Source organism: Xanthobacter nonsaccharivorans (assembly GCF_043194755.2).
GTDB classification, from domain to species: domain Bacteria; phylum Pseudomonadota; class Alphaproteobacteria; order Rhizobiales; family Xanthobacteraceae; genus Xanthobacter; species Xanthobacter autotrophicus_G.
In genome coordinates, this window is sequence record NZ_CM195526.1 from 1,219,437 (window position 1) to 1,232,313 (window position 12,877).

The following is a 12,877-nucleotide window of genomic DNA, read 5'->3' on the forward strand; positions in this document are numbered from 1 at the left end:
GTCGCCTACCCGGATTTTCCCATGCGTATTCTGTTCCTCGGTGATGTGGTCGGCCGCCAGGGCCGGGAGATCGTCACCTCGCGCCTGCCCGGCCTCGTCGCGGCCTGGAAGCTGGACCTGGTGGTGGTGAACGGGGAGAACGCCGCGGGCGGCTTCGGCATCACGGAAGCCATCTACGAGGACCTGCGCGCCGCCGGCGCCGATGCGGTGACGCTGGGCAACCATGCCTTCGACCAGCGCGACGCCCTCGTCTTCATCGAGCGCGCGCCGGCTTTGGTGCGGCCCATGAACTATCCCGCCGGCACACCTGGCCGCGGCGCCGCCCTGGTGGAGGCCAAGAACGGCGCGCGGGTGCTGGTGCTCAACGTCATGGGCCGGGTGTTCATGGACCCGCTGGACGATCCCTTCGCGGCGCTGGACCGGGCGCTGGACGCGGCCGCGCTGGGCGAGATGGTGGATGCGGTGATCGTCGACGTGCACGCCGAGACCACCAGCGAGAAGCAGGCCATCGGCCATCATTGCGACGGCCGCGCCTCCCTCGTGGTGGGCACCCACACCCATGTGCCCACCGCCGACCATCGCATCCTCGCCGGCGGCACCGCCTACATGACGGATGCCGGCATGTGCGGCGCCTATGACGGGGTGATCGGCATGGACAAGGAGGAGCCGCTGCGGCGCTTCACCCGCAAGCTCGCCTCGGGCCGGTTCGAGCCGGCGGCGGGGCCGGCGGCGCTGTCCGGCGTGGCGGTGGAGACGGACGACCGCACCGGCCTTGCCCGGCGCGTCGCCGCCGTGCGCCTCGGCGCGGGGCTGGAGGAGGCGCGGCCGGCGTTCTGGGAATAGGCCGCGGGGCGGGGCGCCCGCCCCATGCTGCACCCGCTTCCTTGCACTTTTTCCTTCCTCCCGCCTATAAGGCCGGCATCAGTCAACAACCCCCGGTCCGGGCGGCGCTGCAGCGGCAGCGCGCGGGGCCGGCTTCAAGGAACGGTGGCGGCCATGGCCGGGCATTCGCAATTCAAGAACATCATGCACCGCAAGGGCCGGCAGGATGCGGTGCGCTCCAAGCTGTTCTCCAAGCTGGCGCGCGAGATCACGGTCTCGGCCAAGATGGGCCTGCCCGATCCGAACATGAACGCGCGCCTGCGCGCCGCCATCCTCGCGGCCCGCGCCGAGAACATGCCGAAGGACAATATCGAGCGCGCCATCAAGAAGGCGGCCGGGGCCGACACGGAGAATTACGAGGAGATCCGCTACGAGGGCTATGGCCCGGGCGGCGTGGCGGTGATCGTCGAGGCGCTGACCGACAACCGCAACCGCACCGCCTCGGAGGTGCGCTCCTATTTCACCAAGTCCGGCGGCAACCTCGCCGAGACGGGCGCGGTGTCCTTCATGTTCGACCGCGTGGGCGTGATCGAGTTCGCGCCCGAGAAGGCGGATGCCGACGCCATGATGGAAGCCGCCATCGAGGCCGGCGCCGACGACGTGACGTCCTCCGAGGACGGCCATGAGGTGGTGTGCGCCGCCGAGAACCTCTCGGAGGTGCAGCGCGCCCTGGAAGCCAAGTTCGGCGAGCCGAAGAAGGCCGCCCTGGTGTGGCGGCCGCAAAATACCATCGCCGTGGACGACGACACGGGCGAGAAGCTGCTGCGCCTCGTGGAGACGCTGGAAGACAATGACGACGTGCAGAACGTCACCGCCAATTTCGAGCTGTCGGACGCCCTGCTTGCCAAGATGAGCGCCTGAGGCCGCGGGCCGGGGCGCCGGCGCCCCGCGGGCCCGGACGGGGCAAAGAAAAAGGCGGCCCTCGGGCCGCCTTTGTCATGTCCGGTCGGCTTCGGCCCGGCTCAGGCGGCCAGCGCGGTGGCCATGGACTTCAGCTCCTCGATGGCGGCGTCGATCTCGGCCCGCTGGCGCTCAAGCTGGGCGAGCTGGGTCAGGCAGCGGTCCCGCGACAGGGACAGGCCGGCTTCCTCGCCTTCATGGGCGGCGACGAGCGCGCGGATCTCGGCAAGGGTGAAGCCGAGGTGCTTGCCCTTCAGGATCACGGCGAGGCGGCGGCGGTCGGCCTCGGAATACAGGCGGGTCATGCCGTCGCGGCGGGGGGAGATGAGGCCCTTGTCCTCATAGAAGCGCAGCGCGCGCAGCGTGATGCTGAACTCGCGCGAAAGATCGCCGATGGTGAACATCACCTCCCGCGTCGCGTCGCCCACCGGCGTGGTCGCTACGGCGTGGGAAGAACCGAAGCCCTGCTCGAACGAATTTGCATCCATTCCCGTTTTCCCCTGCAGTCCGCCGCCTTCAGGCATGCGGCAAACGGTTTCATCGTGGGTGAAGGCGGCGGAGTGGACAGGGTCCGCTCTGCATGCCGCTAGGTCCACATGCCTAGCTGGCCCACCGCCGCGGCGGCAGGTTCGAGGGGCTACCGTTGGGGAAAGTAACAGTTACGAGGCCTCTGGAATCAGCACTTTAACGGCCTGTTTACCAACTTCCGAAAGTCTCTGTTCAGTGAATCATCGCAGGACGAGCATGGTAAATAGGCACCGTGAGTGCTGGGCCATGCTGCAGGGAGGCCGGTATGGAGCGGATGGAGCGCACGGCCCAGGCAGGTGGCGCAGCAGGCGCGGCGGCCCGCGTGACGACCATGCGGCCGCGTCAGGAGCCGGCCATTCCTGACGTTCCGGCATGGGATGTGGTGGACATTCCGGTGGCGGCCATCGAGGCGCTGCGCGATGAGGTGAGCGCGCTGCGGGCGCGCCTCTCGGACGCGGCCCCCCGCCGCGCCGTGGTGGAGATGGACAGGGCCATCACCCTGCTCAACCGCCGGGTGGAGGACATTCGCGAGGCCGGGACGGCCGGCGCGCAGGGCCGGGAGGAGGCGCTCGCCCACGAGCTCGCGGAGCTGAAGGCGGCCGTCGGGACCTTGCTGCGCAACGATCGGCTGAAGGCTGTCGACGCCGGCCTCGAGGCCTTGTCCCGCAAGATCGACCTCATGGGCGCGAAGGCGGTGGACCCGGTGGAGATCGCCCGCCTGCACACCCAGCTCGCCGAGCTGACCGACCTGGTGGCCCGGGCGGTGACCGGCCCGGGCGGCACCCGCGCCCTGCATCTGCTGTCCGAGCGCCTCGCCGCCTGCGCCGAGGACATCGCCCGTGCCAGCGAGGCCGCGGCCCGGCGCATGGCCGACGCCGCCGGGACCTTCGAGCGCAATGCCGCGGCTCTGCTCGACCGGGTGGAGCACCTGGAAGCCCGCGCCCGCGCGGGTGATTCGGCCGCGGCGGAGGATCTCCAGCATTCGCTGCTCTTGGCCCTGGAGCAGGTGCACCGGCGCCTTGATTCGGTGTCCAGCGAGGTGGGCCGGCAGGTGGCTGCCCTCTCCCCCGCCATCGCCGCCGAGCTGACCGGGCGGCTCGACGCCCTTCTGGCGCGAATCACCGCAGCGGAGGCTGCCGGCAAGGCTGCTGTGGCGCCGCTTGCGGACGTGGTCGAACGCCATCTTCTCGCGCTCACCGAGCAATTCCGCGACACCCACGCCCGCCTCGGCCGGCTGGACACCATCGAAACCTCGCTCCAGCGCATGGTGGAGGAGATGCGGCAGGTGCGCGAGACCACCCACAGCGCCGCCACCGAGGCGGTGCGGGCGGTGACGGCCAAGGTCTCGGAGGATTCCGCCGGCCCGGCGGTGGTCGGCCTCAAGCGCGGCCTTGCCGCCCTGGAGGCCCGGCAGGACGAGATCGAGCGCCGCGCCGGCGAGTTTCTCGCCGGTGAGCTGGAGCTGGAGCTTCAGGACGTGGCCGTGTCCCTTGGCCGCGACGGGGACGGCAGCTTTGCCCCCCGGACGGCGAGCCACGCCCCCCGTTCCACCCCGCAGCCCGAGGCGCGTGAGGATCCGGCCCTCTGGGCGGAGGCGATCCGCCCCGCCGAGCAGAAGGCCGCTCCCGCCTTCGAGGCGGGGGAGCTGCGCGCCGCCCAGGCCGCCCCCTCCGGGCCGGGCGACGTTCCGTGGCCCCGCGCCCGCAGGGCGCCCGCCGAAGGGCCGGGCGGCGCCGATCCGCGCCCCCGCGTCAACGAGCGCAAGGGCGCGAAGCCCAGGCGGGAGCGCCGCGCCCAGAAGGGCGGCTTCCTGTCCGGCCGGCTCGCCAGCAAGCGGCAGGTGGCCATGGTGGCCCTGATCGCCGGCGCCACCACCGTCTTTGCCGGCACGGCCGTGGGCCTTGCCTGGCGGAACGGGCCGGATCTGGTCGCCAGCATGAATTCGGCGGTGCGCCGCCTGGCCGCGCCAGCGGTCGCCGGGGTGAGCAGCACCGAGCTTCCCGCCGCCACCGGCTCGGCCGCGCTGCAGAGCGCCGCCCGTGCCGGCGACCCCGCCGCCGCCTTCGCGGTGGCGAATCGATTTGCCGATGCCGGCGACCTCGACGCGGCAGTGAAGTGGCTGGCCCAGGCCATGGCCCAGGGCTCCGCCCCCGCCGCTTACCGGCTCGGCGCGCTCTACGAGGCGGCCGGCCGCGACCTCGGCGAGGCGCGGCGCTTCTATGAATGGGCGGCGACGCAGGGCAACGTGCGCGCCATGCACGCCCTCGCCATGCTGCTGTCCGAAGGCCGCGGGTCCCTCGCCCCCGGCAAGCCCGACTGGGACGGGGCGGTCCGCTGGTTCCGCATCGCCGCGGAGCTCGGCCACCGCGACAGCCAGTACAATCTCGGCGTGGTCTACGCCCGCGGCCTCGGCGTCGCGGCGGACCTGGGCGAGGCCTGGAAGTGGCTGTGCCTCGCCGCCAACCAGGGCGACGACGACAGCGCCTCCAAGCGCGACATCATTGCCCGCGACGCGGACCCCGAAACCCTCGCCCGCGCCCAGAAGGCGGTGGCCGCCTTCGTGCCCGGCAAGCCGAGCCCGGCCGCCAACCAGGTAGAGCTGCGCCCCGAATGGACGGACGTCGCGCCGGCGCCGGGCGTCGCCTCTTCCTCCGCCGCGCCGAGCAAGCCCCTGCGGGTGGCGAGCCGGACCACCCCGGCCGCCAATGAGGCGCCCGCCAAATGAGCCGCCGGCCAGGTGAGACGCGGGCCAACCGAAGCGCCAGCCGCGTCAGCCGCCATCCCCGTGGACCACGCTGCAGCCTGACCTTGGCCGCAGTCTTCCCCGGTCCAGGCGGCCGCCCCTTTCGCCGCCGGGCCGGCTGACGCACCCTGCCGCCATGGAACCCAACGCGATTCGCATCATCGGCCTCGACCCGGGACTGCGGCGCACCGGCTGGGGCGTCATCGACGTCTGCGGCTCGCGCCTCGCCTTCGTCGGCTGCGGCACCATCCTGCCGCCCGAGGATGCGCCCATGGGCGAGCGGCTCGCCACGTTGCACCGCCAGCTCGCGGCCGTGCTCGAGCGCTTCACTCCCCACGAGGCGGCGGTGGAGGAAACCTTCGTGAACATGAACCCCTCCTCCACCCTCAAGCTCGGGCAGGCGCGCGGGGTGGTCATGCTGGCCCCCGCGCAGTTCGGGCTGAGTGTGGCGGAATATGCGCCGCTGCTGGTGAAGAAGAGCGTGGTCGGCGCCGGGCGCGCGGAGAAGGCGCAGGTGCGCATGATGGTCTCCATCCTCCTGCCCAAGGCGACGCCGGAGACCGAGGATGCCTCTGACGCCCTCGCCGTCGCCATTACCCATGCCCATCACCGCGGCGCGGCTGCGCGGGCGCGCGCTGCGCTGTAGGATGGCGCGCGGGTTTCTTTTCCGGTTTCGGGGCGGGCATGATCGAGGGATATCTGGCGCTGGTGGCGGCCGCGGCCTTCACCGGGATCGCCTTCTACATCAACGCGGTGGAGCAGCCGGCGCGGCTCGCCTTGGGGGATGCGGCGGCGCTGCGCCAATGGGTGGCGGCCTACCGGCGCGGCTTCATCCTGATGGCCGGCCTGACGGTGACGGGCGCGCTGTTCGGGGCGGCGGCCTTCGGCAGCGAGGGCGACTGGCACTGGCTGGCCGGCGCGGTGCTGCTCATCGCCAACTGGCCCTATACCCATATCGGGGTGGCGCCCACCAACCAGCGCCTCCTCGCCACCGCGGAGGCCGCGGCCGGCGGCGACACGCGGCGGCTGATCGAGAACTGGGGGCAGCTGCATATGGTGCGCACGGGCCTCGGCGCCCTCGCCACCCTCGTGTTCTTCTGGGCCGCGATCACCTAGAGCGCGATCCGATCATCCGGAACCGCGGAGCGGTTCCGCCCTCTAACTTATGGAATAGAGACGGATTGATTGCTCCTATTGAAGCGCCCCGGCGACGCGATAGGGGCAAATCCGGCTCTCGCATGAAGCAAGAGAACGCGTTCGTCCGGCCGCCTCGCGATGCGGACGCAGATGCGCGGGCCCTGAAAGGCGTCTCATGATCGGCAAGCTCAAGGGCGTCGTGGACGCGATCTACGATGACCACCTCATCCTCGACGTGCACGGCGTCGGCTATCTGGTGCACTGCTCCACCCGCACCCTCTCGGGCCTCAAGGGCGAGGGCGAGGCAGCGGTGCTGTTTATCGAGACCCATGTGCGGGAGGACCAGATCCGCCTGTTCGGCTTCACCTCGGAGGCGGAGCGGGACTGGTTCCGCCTGCTGCAGGGGGTGCAGGGCATCGGCACCAAGACCGCGCTCGCCGTGCTCTCCACGCTCAACCCCTCGGAGCTGGGGCAGGCCATCGCGCTCGGGGACAAGACCACCGTGGCCCGCGCCCCCGGGGTCGGCCCGCGGGTGGCGATGCGCATCGTCACCGAGTTGAAGGACAAGATGCCGGCGTTCGGTTCCGGCAGCGTGTCGCTGGCCGACATCGGCGGCGCACCTGTCGCCCCGGCCACGGGCGGCGCGGCGGCGGATGCAGTCTCGGCCCTGGTGAATCTCGGCTATGGCGCGCCCCAGGCCAATGCCGCCATCGCCGCGGCCTTGCGTGCCGCAGGGGAGGGGGCGGCGACGGAGACGCTCATCCGCCTCGGCCTGAAGGAACTGGCCAAGTAGGTTGCGGGTTTGGGATGCGTGTCGTATTTAAAGCGACACGTGTCGCACGGGATGGAATGAGATGGATCCGGTGGGAATGGGAGCGGAAGCGCCGGAGGAGGTCGTTCGGGTCGCAGAGCTTCTGGGAGGGGAGCAGGTGCTCCATCGTCAGGTCGTGACACCCCTCGATGCCCATTGGACGCTCCGCGCAGGACTGCCGAGCGAGGCGTTGTCGCATGTGATGGGAAACCTGTCGGTCGTGAACCGGGAGACCTTCCTGGACATGGGGGTGGGCATTCACGAGCGTACCATGCAGCGCAAGCAGCGCATGCAGGCGATGCTGGATCCGGAGCAGAGCCGGCGGCTGTGGACGTTCGCCGATATCCTTGCCAGGGCCACCGACGTGCTCGGCTCGCAGGAAGAGGCCGAGCGTTGGCTGCTGCGCCCGGCGCTTGCACTCGAGCAGAACCGGCCCATCGACCTCATCTCCACGCCGGCGGGCGAAGCCCTGGTTCAGGATCTGCTCGGGCGCATGGAATACGGTGTCTACACGTGATGAGCCTGCCGGAGGCCCTCGGGGGGACGGGGCTCGTCGTCTGGCGTCTCGACCAGAACAAGCATGCATCTTCCTGGAACACGGGGCAGGGGGCCTTCCTGAACGGAGGGCGATGGAACCGCCCGGGGACGCGGGCGGTCTATTGCGCCTTCAGTGCCGCCACCGCCGTTCTGGAGGTGGCCGTGCACAAGGGGTTCGGCGCTCTGGACGCCGTGCGGCATACGCTCACTGCCCTCCAGATCCTGGATGCCGCCTCCATAAGGGTCGTTCGGCCCGAGGAGGTGCCCAATGCCAATTGGCTCAGGCCGGGGATGCCGAGTGCGGCGCAGCAGGCGTTCGGCGACGATCTGCTCAACACGCACGCCTTCGTCGCCCTACCCAGCGCCGTCGCACAACGCAGCTGGAACCTGATCTTCGTGGATACCCGCGCGGCAAGCGCCTATCGCTTCCTGCACCAGGAAGATTTCGCCCTCGATACACGCCTCAATCCGCCATCCGCCTGATCGCCCCCTACGGCATGCGGGAGGGCAGGCGCAGTTCCTCTCCGTCCACCGCGAAGCTGCCGTAGCCCTTGTGGTGGATCGTCCGGGGCGCCTTCTGCGCCGGGTCCCGCCAGGCCTTGACCACTTCCAGCACGAACAGGTTGAAGCGGTTGACCAGCCTTGTGTCGATGACCCGGCATTCGAGGTTCGCGAAGCATTCGCGAACCAGCGGCGCGCCGACCATGGCCGCCGGCTGCGGCGTCAGGCCGATGGTGGCGAACTTGTCCACGTCCCGGCCGGAGCAATTGCCCACCGCCACCACCTTCTGCGCCAGCTCCACGGCGGGAATGGCGATCACGCACTCCTTCGTGGCGCGCAGGGCGGCAAAGGAGTGGTCGGCGCCGGAGACGATGCAGGCGATGAGCGGCGGCGTGAACTCCACCATCATGTGCCAGGACATGGTCATGACGTTTGCGTGCCCGTTATGCGCGGTGGTGAGCAGGACCACCGGGCCGGGCTCGATGAGGGTGTAGACCTCGGAGAGCGGCAAATCCTGAAGCTTCGGCTCCTTCATGGGAACCTCCCATTGGCCGCGGCGCATCGGCGGGGCGGTCGGCGGCAGATGCGATCAATATAGGCGCGTTCTGCGCCTTGGGGCCTTGCGGCAGGTCAGGGGAGGGAGCGGGTCGCCGTTCCCCTTCCGTACCGCGGCGGCGCGCTCTACAGTCGCGCGAGTCGCGAGGCCGAAGGAGGCCGCCCCTTTTCCATGAACGCCCGGCCATGAGCACCCGCCTTCTCTCCGGCGAAAAGCGCAGCGAGGATGTCGACACCACCCTGCGCCCCCAGCTCCTGTCGGAGTTCGTGGGGCAGGCGCAGGCGCGCGCCAATCTGGAAGTGTTCATCAAGGCCGCCCGCGCCCGGGGCGAGGCGCTGGACCATGTGCTGTTCGTGGGCCCTCCCGGCCTCGGCAAGACCACGCTGGCGCAGATCATGTCGCGGGAGATGGGGGTGGGCTTCCGCTCCACCTCCGGCCCGGTGATCGCCAAGGCGGGCGACCTCGCCGCCATCCTCACCAATCTGGAAGAGCGGGACGTGCTCTTCATCGACGAGATCCACCGGCTTTCCCCGGCGGTGGAGGAAATCCTCTATCCGGCCATGGAGGATTACGAGCTGGATCTCGTCATCGGCGAGGGGCCGGCCGCCCGCTCGGTGAAGATCTCCTTGCCGAAGTTCACGCTGGTGGGCGCCACCACCCGTTCCGGCCTCCTCACCACGCCGCTGCGCGACCGCTTCGGCATTCCCGTGCGGCTCCAGTTCTACACGGTGGAGGAACTGGAGAAGATCGTGGTGCGCGGCGCGAAGGTGATGGGCATCGCCATCGCCCCGGACGGCGCCACCGAGATCGCCCGCCGCGCGCGGGGCACGCCGCGCATCGCCGGGCGGCTGCTGCGCCGGGTGCGCGACTTCGCCCTCGTGGCCGAGGCGGAGCGGATCGACCGCAAGATCGCCGACCGGGCGTTGTCCGCGCTGGAGGTGGACGCCGCCGGGCTCGACGCCATGGACCGGCGCTATCTCACCGTCATCGCCGAATTCTACGGCGGCGGCCCGGTGGGGGTGGACACGCTGGCGGCGGCGCTTTCCGAGCCGCGCGACGCCATCGAGGAGATTGTGGAACCCTTCCTGGTGCAGCAGGGCTTCATCCAGCGGACGCCGCGCGGACGCCTGCTTACCGCCACCGCCTTCCGCCACCTGGGCCTGCCGGAGCCGCAGGCGGTGCGGCAGATGCCCCTGTTCGACCCGGGCGAGGCGGCGGACGAATAGGGATTTGTCCCTCGCCGCCTTATCCTGCGCGCCCCTGTCCCTCCCGGCGGCCGAAAAGACTTCCGGCCGCTGCCGCCCCAATGTAAATCAAATTCACATGAGCTGGACCCGAAACGGCGAGACGCGCTCCTACCATCACGGCAACCTCAAGGAAGCCCTGATGCGGGCGACGCTCGACCTCATCGTCGAGAAGGGCATCGCCGGCGTCACCTTCGCCGAGGCGGCGCGGCGCGCCGGCGTGAGCGCGGCGGCGCCCTACCGCCATTTCCGCGACCGGGACGAGATGCTGGCGGCGGTGGCCACCGTCGGGTTCGAGCGGCTCGCCGATGCCCTCGCCGCCGCCTGGCAGGGCGGCCGCCCGCGGCCGGCCGCGGCCTATGAGCGGGTGGGGCGCGCCTATCTCGATTTTGCCCGCCGCAACCCCGCCGAATACGTCGCCATGTTCGAATCCGGCCTGCCGGCGGAAGCGCACGAGGGGCTGAAGCAGGCGGGCGACCGCGCCTTCGGCGTGCTGCGCGAGGCGGCGGAAGTTCTGGTCTCGCACATTCCCGGGCCGGGCCGCCCGCCGGCGCTGATGGTGGCGCTCCACACCTGGTCGCTGGCCCATGGCGTCGCCTCCCTGTTCGGCCGGGCAGACACCTCCCGCCGCAAGCTGCCCATGGGCCCCGAGGAGCTGCTGGAAGCCGGCTTCCTGGTCTATCTGAAGGGCCTCGGCGCCCCCTCCGACTGATCCGCTGCAACCGGTGGCATTGACAACGGGCGGACCCGGGCCCATATATGTGAATGTTATTAACATTAACCGGGACGGCAGCCATGGAGCTCGCTTACAAGGTCGACAGCTACGGCAAGCCGGCGTGGATCGTGCTCACGGTTCTGGCCTTCATGGCCTGGTGGCCGCTGGGTCTCGCGCTCCTCGCCTTCGCCATCGGGAGCGGGAGGTTCGGATGCGGCCGGCGCGGTTTCAGCCGCTGGCAGGAGCAGGGAGCAGATGCGATGAGGAACGGTTTCGGGCATGGCTTCGGCTGCTGGACGCGCCCCACGCCCTCCAGCGGCAACCGCGCCTTCGACGAGTACCGGCAGGACACGCTCCGCCGCCTCGAGGAGGAGCAGAAGGAGTTCAAGGACTTCCTCGAGCGACTCCGGCAGGCCAAGGACAAGGCCGAGTTCGACCAGTTCATGGCCGACCGCCGCCGCCGCTCCGGCGAGCCGGACGCCGAGGCCCCCAGCGGCAACTGAGCGCGGGGCGCCCCGGCAACGCCCCCCAGCCGGCCCCCGCTTCAGCCGCCGCCGCGCCCCGGATCCCCTCCGGGGCGCGGCTTTCTCGTTTCGGTCCGGCGGGAGGGGCGGCCGGCGGGATCGTCATTTGCGCCGTTCGGCGCGGTTCACTTGCCGCCCGGCCTCGGTTATGAGGGCGGCATGATCGAGCGCCCAAATCCCTCTTCGTCCGATCCGCACCTCCATCTCGCCGGCCGGCTCGTCCCCGGCGGGCATTCCATGCATGTGCGCGTCTATTACGAGGACACGGACTTCTCCGGCATCGTCTACCACGCCAACTACCTGCGCTTCATGGAGCGCGGCCGCTCGGACTACATGCGGCTCCTCGGCGTGTTCCAGGGCGAGCTGTTCGAGCAGGCGGCGGCGGAGGCCCCCGGCTTCCATTTCGTCGTGCGCTCCATGCAGATCGACTTCCTCAAGCCCGCCCGCATCGACGACGTGCTGGAGGTGGTCACCCTCTCCAAGGACGTGGCGGGCGCCTCCATCACCCTGTTGCAGCAGGTGAAGCGGGACGGGGAGCTCCTGATCTCCGCGCTGGTGCGCGTGGCCTTCGTGTCCGAGGGCCGGGCCAAGCGCATTCCCGACGCCCTGCGCAAGGTGACGCAGGACCACGCCCGCGAGACGGAAGCCCTCGCGCCGGAACGGCGCTGAATCCGCGCCTTCTTTGGCCGGCGAAGGCCGGCGCTAACCGGTCATTAAGCCTGATCGTGCACAGGTTCTCCCGTGTGCTGCGGCACTGTTGCATCGCAGCGGGGATCGGCGCGCCCGTCAAAGTTTGGACAGACTCGGTGGTTCAAAGAGCCTTCCAAACCTGAACGGCGGCGCGGTTTCCTCGCGCGGCGACGGGCCGGGCCGGGAGCCGGCGGCCTGAAGCACGGCCGTTTCCGGCGGATCGAAGAACGCAAGCCCGTCTCTCCCGCGAGAGAGGCAGCGGAGCCGAGAATGACAGACCAGACGCGCCGTTCCGGCATCGTGTCCCATCCTCGGGCAGCCCGTTCCGGGGCGCCCCGGCGGGCCCTTGCGCGCGGTGTCGCGGCGGCGATGCTGATGCTCGCCGTGTCCGCGCCGGCCCTGGCGCAGGACGTGGCTCCCGCCGCTGTGCCGTCCACCGACATCTCCTTCCTCGGCCTGTTCCTGCAGGCCCATTTCGTCGTGAAGCTGGTGATGCTGGGCCTGATCGCCGCCTCGGTGTGGGTGTGGGCCATCGTCGTCGACAAATGGATGCTGTTCGCCCGCAACAAGCGGGAGATGGACCGGTTCGAGCAGGTGTTCTGGTCCGGCCAGAGCCTGGAGGACCTCTACCGCACCATCGCCGGGCGCTCGAATCATGGCATGGCGGCCATCTTCGTCGCCGCCATGCGCGAGTGGAAGCGCACCTACGAGGGCGGCGCCCGGTCGCTGGGCGGCCTCAACCAGCGCCTCGACAAGGTAATGAACGTGACCATCACCCGCGAGGTGGAGCGGCTGGAGAAGGGTCTCCTGGTGCTGGCCACCGTGGGCTCGGCGGGCCCGTTCATCGGCCTGTTCGGCACGGTGTGGGGCATCATGACCAGCTTCCAGTCCATCGCCGCCTCGAAGAACACGTCCCTGGCCGTGGTGGCGCCGGGCATCGCGGAAGCCCTGTTCGCGACCGCGATGGGCCTCATTGCCGCCATCCCCGCGACGATTTTCTACAACAAGTTCATTTCCCAGGTCGGGCGTCAGGCGCAGAGGCTGGAAGGATTCTCGGACGAGTTCTCCGCCATTCTCTCGCGCCAGATCGACGAGCAGCGGGGCTGATC

General features: G+C 70.2%; 15 protein-coding genes. 13 read left to right on the top strand and 2 right to left on the bottom strand.

Going from position 1 to position 12,877, the window contains the following annotated elements; genetic code table 11:
* Positions 1-21: 21 nt before the first annotated feature.
* Both V5F59_RS05580 and V5F59_RS05585 read left to right on the top strand, forming a co-directional pair.
* Positions 22-843, top strand: coding sequence for a TIGR00282 family metallophosphoesterase (locus V5F59_RS05580; protein WP_393983140.1), 822 nt, complete (start codon positions 22-24; stop codon positions 841-843).
* Between the two features lie 153 nt (positions 844-996).
* On the top strand, positions 997-1,743 hold the full coding sequence (locus V5F59_RS05585; RefSeq protein WP_393983141.1) for a YebC/PmpR family DNA-binding transcriptional regulator: 747 nt from the start codon (positions 997-999) through the stop codon (positions 1,741-1,743).
* Positions 1,744-1,844: 101 nt separating this feature from the next.
* Here V5F59_RS05585 and V5F59_RS05590 read toward each other — a convergent pair whose 3' ends face one another.
* Positions 1,845-2,270 carry a MerR family transcriptional regulator gene (locus tag V5F59_RS05590; RefSeq protein WP_393983142.1) on the bottom strand — a complete coding sequence of 142 codons (426 nt, stop codon included), beginning with the start codon at positions 2,268-2,270 and terminating at the stop codon, positions 1,845-1,847.
* A 305-nt stretch (positions 2,271-2,575) separates the two neighbouring features.
* Here V5F59_RS05590 and V5F59_RS05595 point away from each other — a divergent pair, with 305 nt between their 5' ends.
* The 6 genes from V5F59_RS05595 (at position 2,576) to V5F59_RS05620 (ending at position 8,021) form a co-directional block, all read left to right on the top strand.
* Positions 2,576-5,035, top strand: coding sequence for a hypothetical protein (locus V5F59_RS05595; protein WP_393983143.1), 2,460 nt, complete (start codon positions 2,576-2,578; stop codon positions 5,033-5,035).
* 154 nt (positions 5,036-5,189) lie between these two features.
* On the top strand, positions 5,190-5,699 hold the full coding sequence (gene ruvC, locus V5F59_RS05600) for a crossover junction endodeoxyribonuclease RuvC (RefSeq protein ID WP_393983144.1): 510 nt from the start codon (positions 5,190-5,192) through the stop codon (positions 5,697-5,699).
* A gap of 38 nt (positions 5,700-5,737) precedes the next feature.
* Entirely contained in the window at positions 5,738-6,169 is a 432-nt protein-coding gene (locus V5F59_RS05605; protein ID WP_393983145.1) for an anthrone oxygenase family protein, read from the top strand.
* Positions 6,170-6,365: 196 nt separating this feature from the next.
* The gene (gene ruvA / locus V5F59_RS05610; protein WP_393983146.1) at positions 6,366-6,983 is read left to right on the top strand and encodes a Holliday junction branch migration protein RuvA; all 618 of its coding nucleotides are present in this window, start codon (positions 6,366-6,368) and stop codon (positions 6,981-6,983) included.
* Positions 6,984-7,044: 61 nt separating this feature from the next.
* Complete coding sequence (locus tag V5F59_RS05615; RefSeq protein WP_393983147.1) at positions 7,045-7,518, top strand: Xre family toxin-antitoxin system antitoxin; 474 nt, start codon at positions 7,045-7,047, stop codon at positions 7,516-7,518.
* Positions 7,515-8,021 (top strand): RES family NAD+ phosphorylase, encoded by a 507-nt coding sequence (locus V5F59_RS05620; RefSeq protein WP_393983148.1) that lies wholly within the window; start codon positions 7,515-7,517, stop codon positions 8,019-8,021. The genes V5F59_RS05615 and V5F59_RS05620 overlap by 4 nt, the downstream gene beginning before the upstream one ends.
* A gap of 7 nt (positions 8,022-8,028) precedes the next feature.
* Here the strand turns inward: V5F59_RS05620 and V5F59_RS05625 are convergent, their stop codons facing one another.
* Positions 8,029-8,574, bottom strand: coding sequence for a flavin reductase family protein (locus V5F59_RS05625; protein WP_393983149.1), 546 nt, complete (start codon positions 8,572-8,574; stop codon positions 8,029-8,031).
* 206 nt (positions 8,575-8,780) lie between these two features.
* Here V5F59_RS05625 and ruvB point away from each other — a divergent pair, with 206 nt between their 5' ends.
* The 5 genes from ruvB to tolQ all read left to right on the top strand — a co-directional run bounded on the left by ruvB (position 8,781) and on the right by tolQ (position 12,875).
* A complete protein-coding gene (gene ruvB / locus V5F59_RS05630) occupies positions 8,781-9,821 on the top strand; it encodes a Holliday junction branch migration DNA helicase RuvB (RefSeq protein ID WP_393983150.1) in 1,041 nt (346 codons plus the stop codon).
* 97 nt (positions 9,822-9,918) lie between these two features.
* Complete coding sequence (locus V5F59_RS05635; protein ID WP_393983151.1) at positions 9,919-10,551, top strand: TetR/AcrR family transcriptional regulator; 633 nt, start codon at positions 9,919-9,921, stop codon at positions 10,549-10,551.
* Positions 10,552-10,634: 83 nt separating this feature from the next.
* On the top strand, positions 10,635-11,057 hold the full coding sequence (locus V5F59_RS05640) for a DUF2852 domain-containing protein (RefSeq protein WP_393983152.1): 423 nt from the start codon (positions 10,635-10,637) through the stop codon (positions 11,055-11,057).
* 180 nt (positions 11,058-11,237) lie between these two features.
* A complete protein-coding gene (ybgC, locus tag V5F59_RS05645; protein WP_393983153.1) occupies positions 11,238-11,747 on the top strand; it encodes a tol-pal system-associated acyl-CoA thioesterase in 510 nt (169 codons plus the stop codon).
* Positions 11,748-12,143: 396 nt separating this feature from the next.
* Complete coding sequence (gene tolQ, locus V5F59_RS05650; protein ID WP_393983171.1) at positions 12,144-12,875, top strand: protein TolQ; 732 nt, start codon at positions 12,144-12,146, stop codon at positions 12,873-12,875.
* The last annotated feature ends 2 nt before the right edge of the window (positions 12,876-12,877 follow it).

Coding starts and splice junctions, on each gene's coding strand:
- V5F59_RS05585 (WP_393983141.1), top strand. CDS start 997: ATGGCCGGGCATTCGCAATTCAAGAACATCATGCACCGCAAGGGCCGG.
- ruvC (WP_393983144.1), top strand. CDS start 5,190: ATGGAACCCAACGCGATTCGCATCATCGGCCTCGACCCGGGACTGCGG.
- V5F59_RS05580 (WP_393983140.1), top strand. CDS start 22: ATGCGTATTCTGTTCCTCGGTGATGTGGTCGGCCGCCAGGGCCGGGAG.
- ybgC (WP_393983153.1), top strand. CDS start 11,238: ATGATCGAGCGCCCAAATCCCTCTTCGTCCGATCCGCACCTCCATCTC.
- tolQ (WP_393983171.1), top strand. CDS start 12,144: ATGCTCGCCGTGTCCGCGCCGGCCCTGGCGCAGGACGTGGCTCCCGCC.
- ruvA (WP_393983146.1), top strand. CDS start 6,366: ATGATCGGCAAGCTCAAGGGCGTCGTGGACGCGATCTACGATGACCAC.
- ruvB (WP_393983150.1), top strand. CDS start 8,781: ATGAGCACCCGCCTTCTCTCCGGCGAAAAGCGCAGCGAGGATGTCGAC.
- V5F59_RS05625 (WP_393983149.1), bottom strand. CDS start 8,574: ATGAAGGAGCCGAAGCTTCAGGATTTGCCGCTCTCCGAGGTCTACACC.
- V5F59_RS05635 (WP_393983151.1), top strand. CDS start 9,919: ATGAGCTGGACCCGAAACGGCGAGACGCGCTCCTACCATCACGGCAAC.
- V5F59_RS05595 (WP_393983143.1), top strand. CDS start 2,576: ATGGAGCGGATGGAGCGCACGGCCCAGGCAGGTGGCGCAGCAGGCGCG.
- V5F59_RS05590 (WP_393983142.1), bottom strand. CDS start 2,270: ATGGATGCAAATTCGTTCGAGCAGGGCTTCGGTTCTTCCCACGCCGTA.
- V5F59_RS05640 (WP_393983152.1), top strand. CDS start 10,635: ATGGAGCTCGCTTACAAGGTCGACAGCTACGGCAAGCCGGCGTGGATC.
- V5F59_RS05605 (WP_393983145.1), top strand. CDS start 5,738: ATGATCGAGGGATATCTGGCGCTGGTGGCGGCCGCGGCCTTCACCGGG.
- V5F59_RS05615 (WP_393983147.1), top strand. CDS start 7,045: ATGGATCCGGTGGGAATGGGAGCGGAAGCGCCGGAGGAGGTCGTTCGG.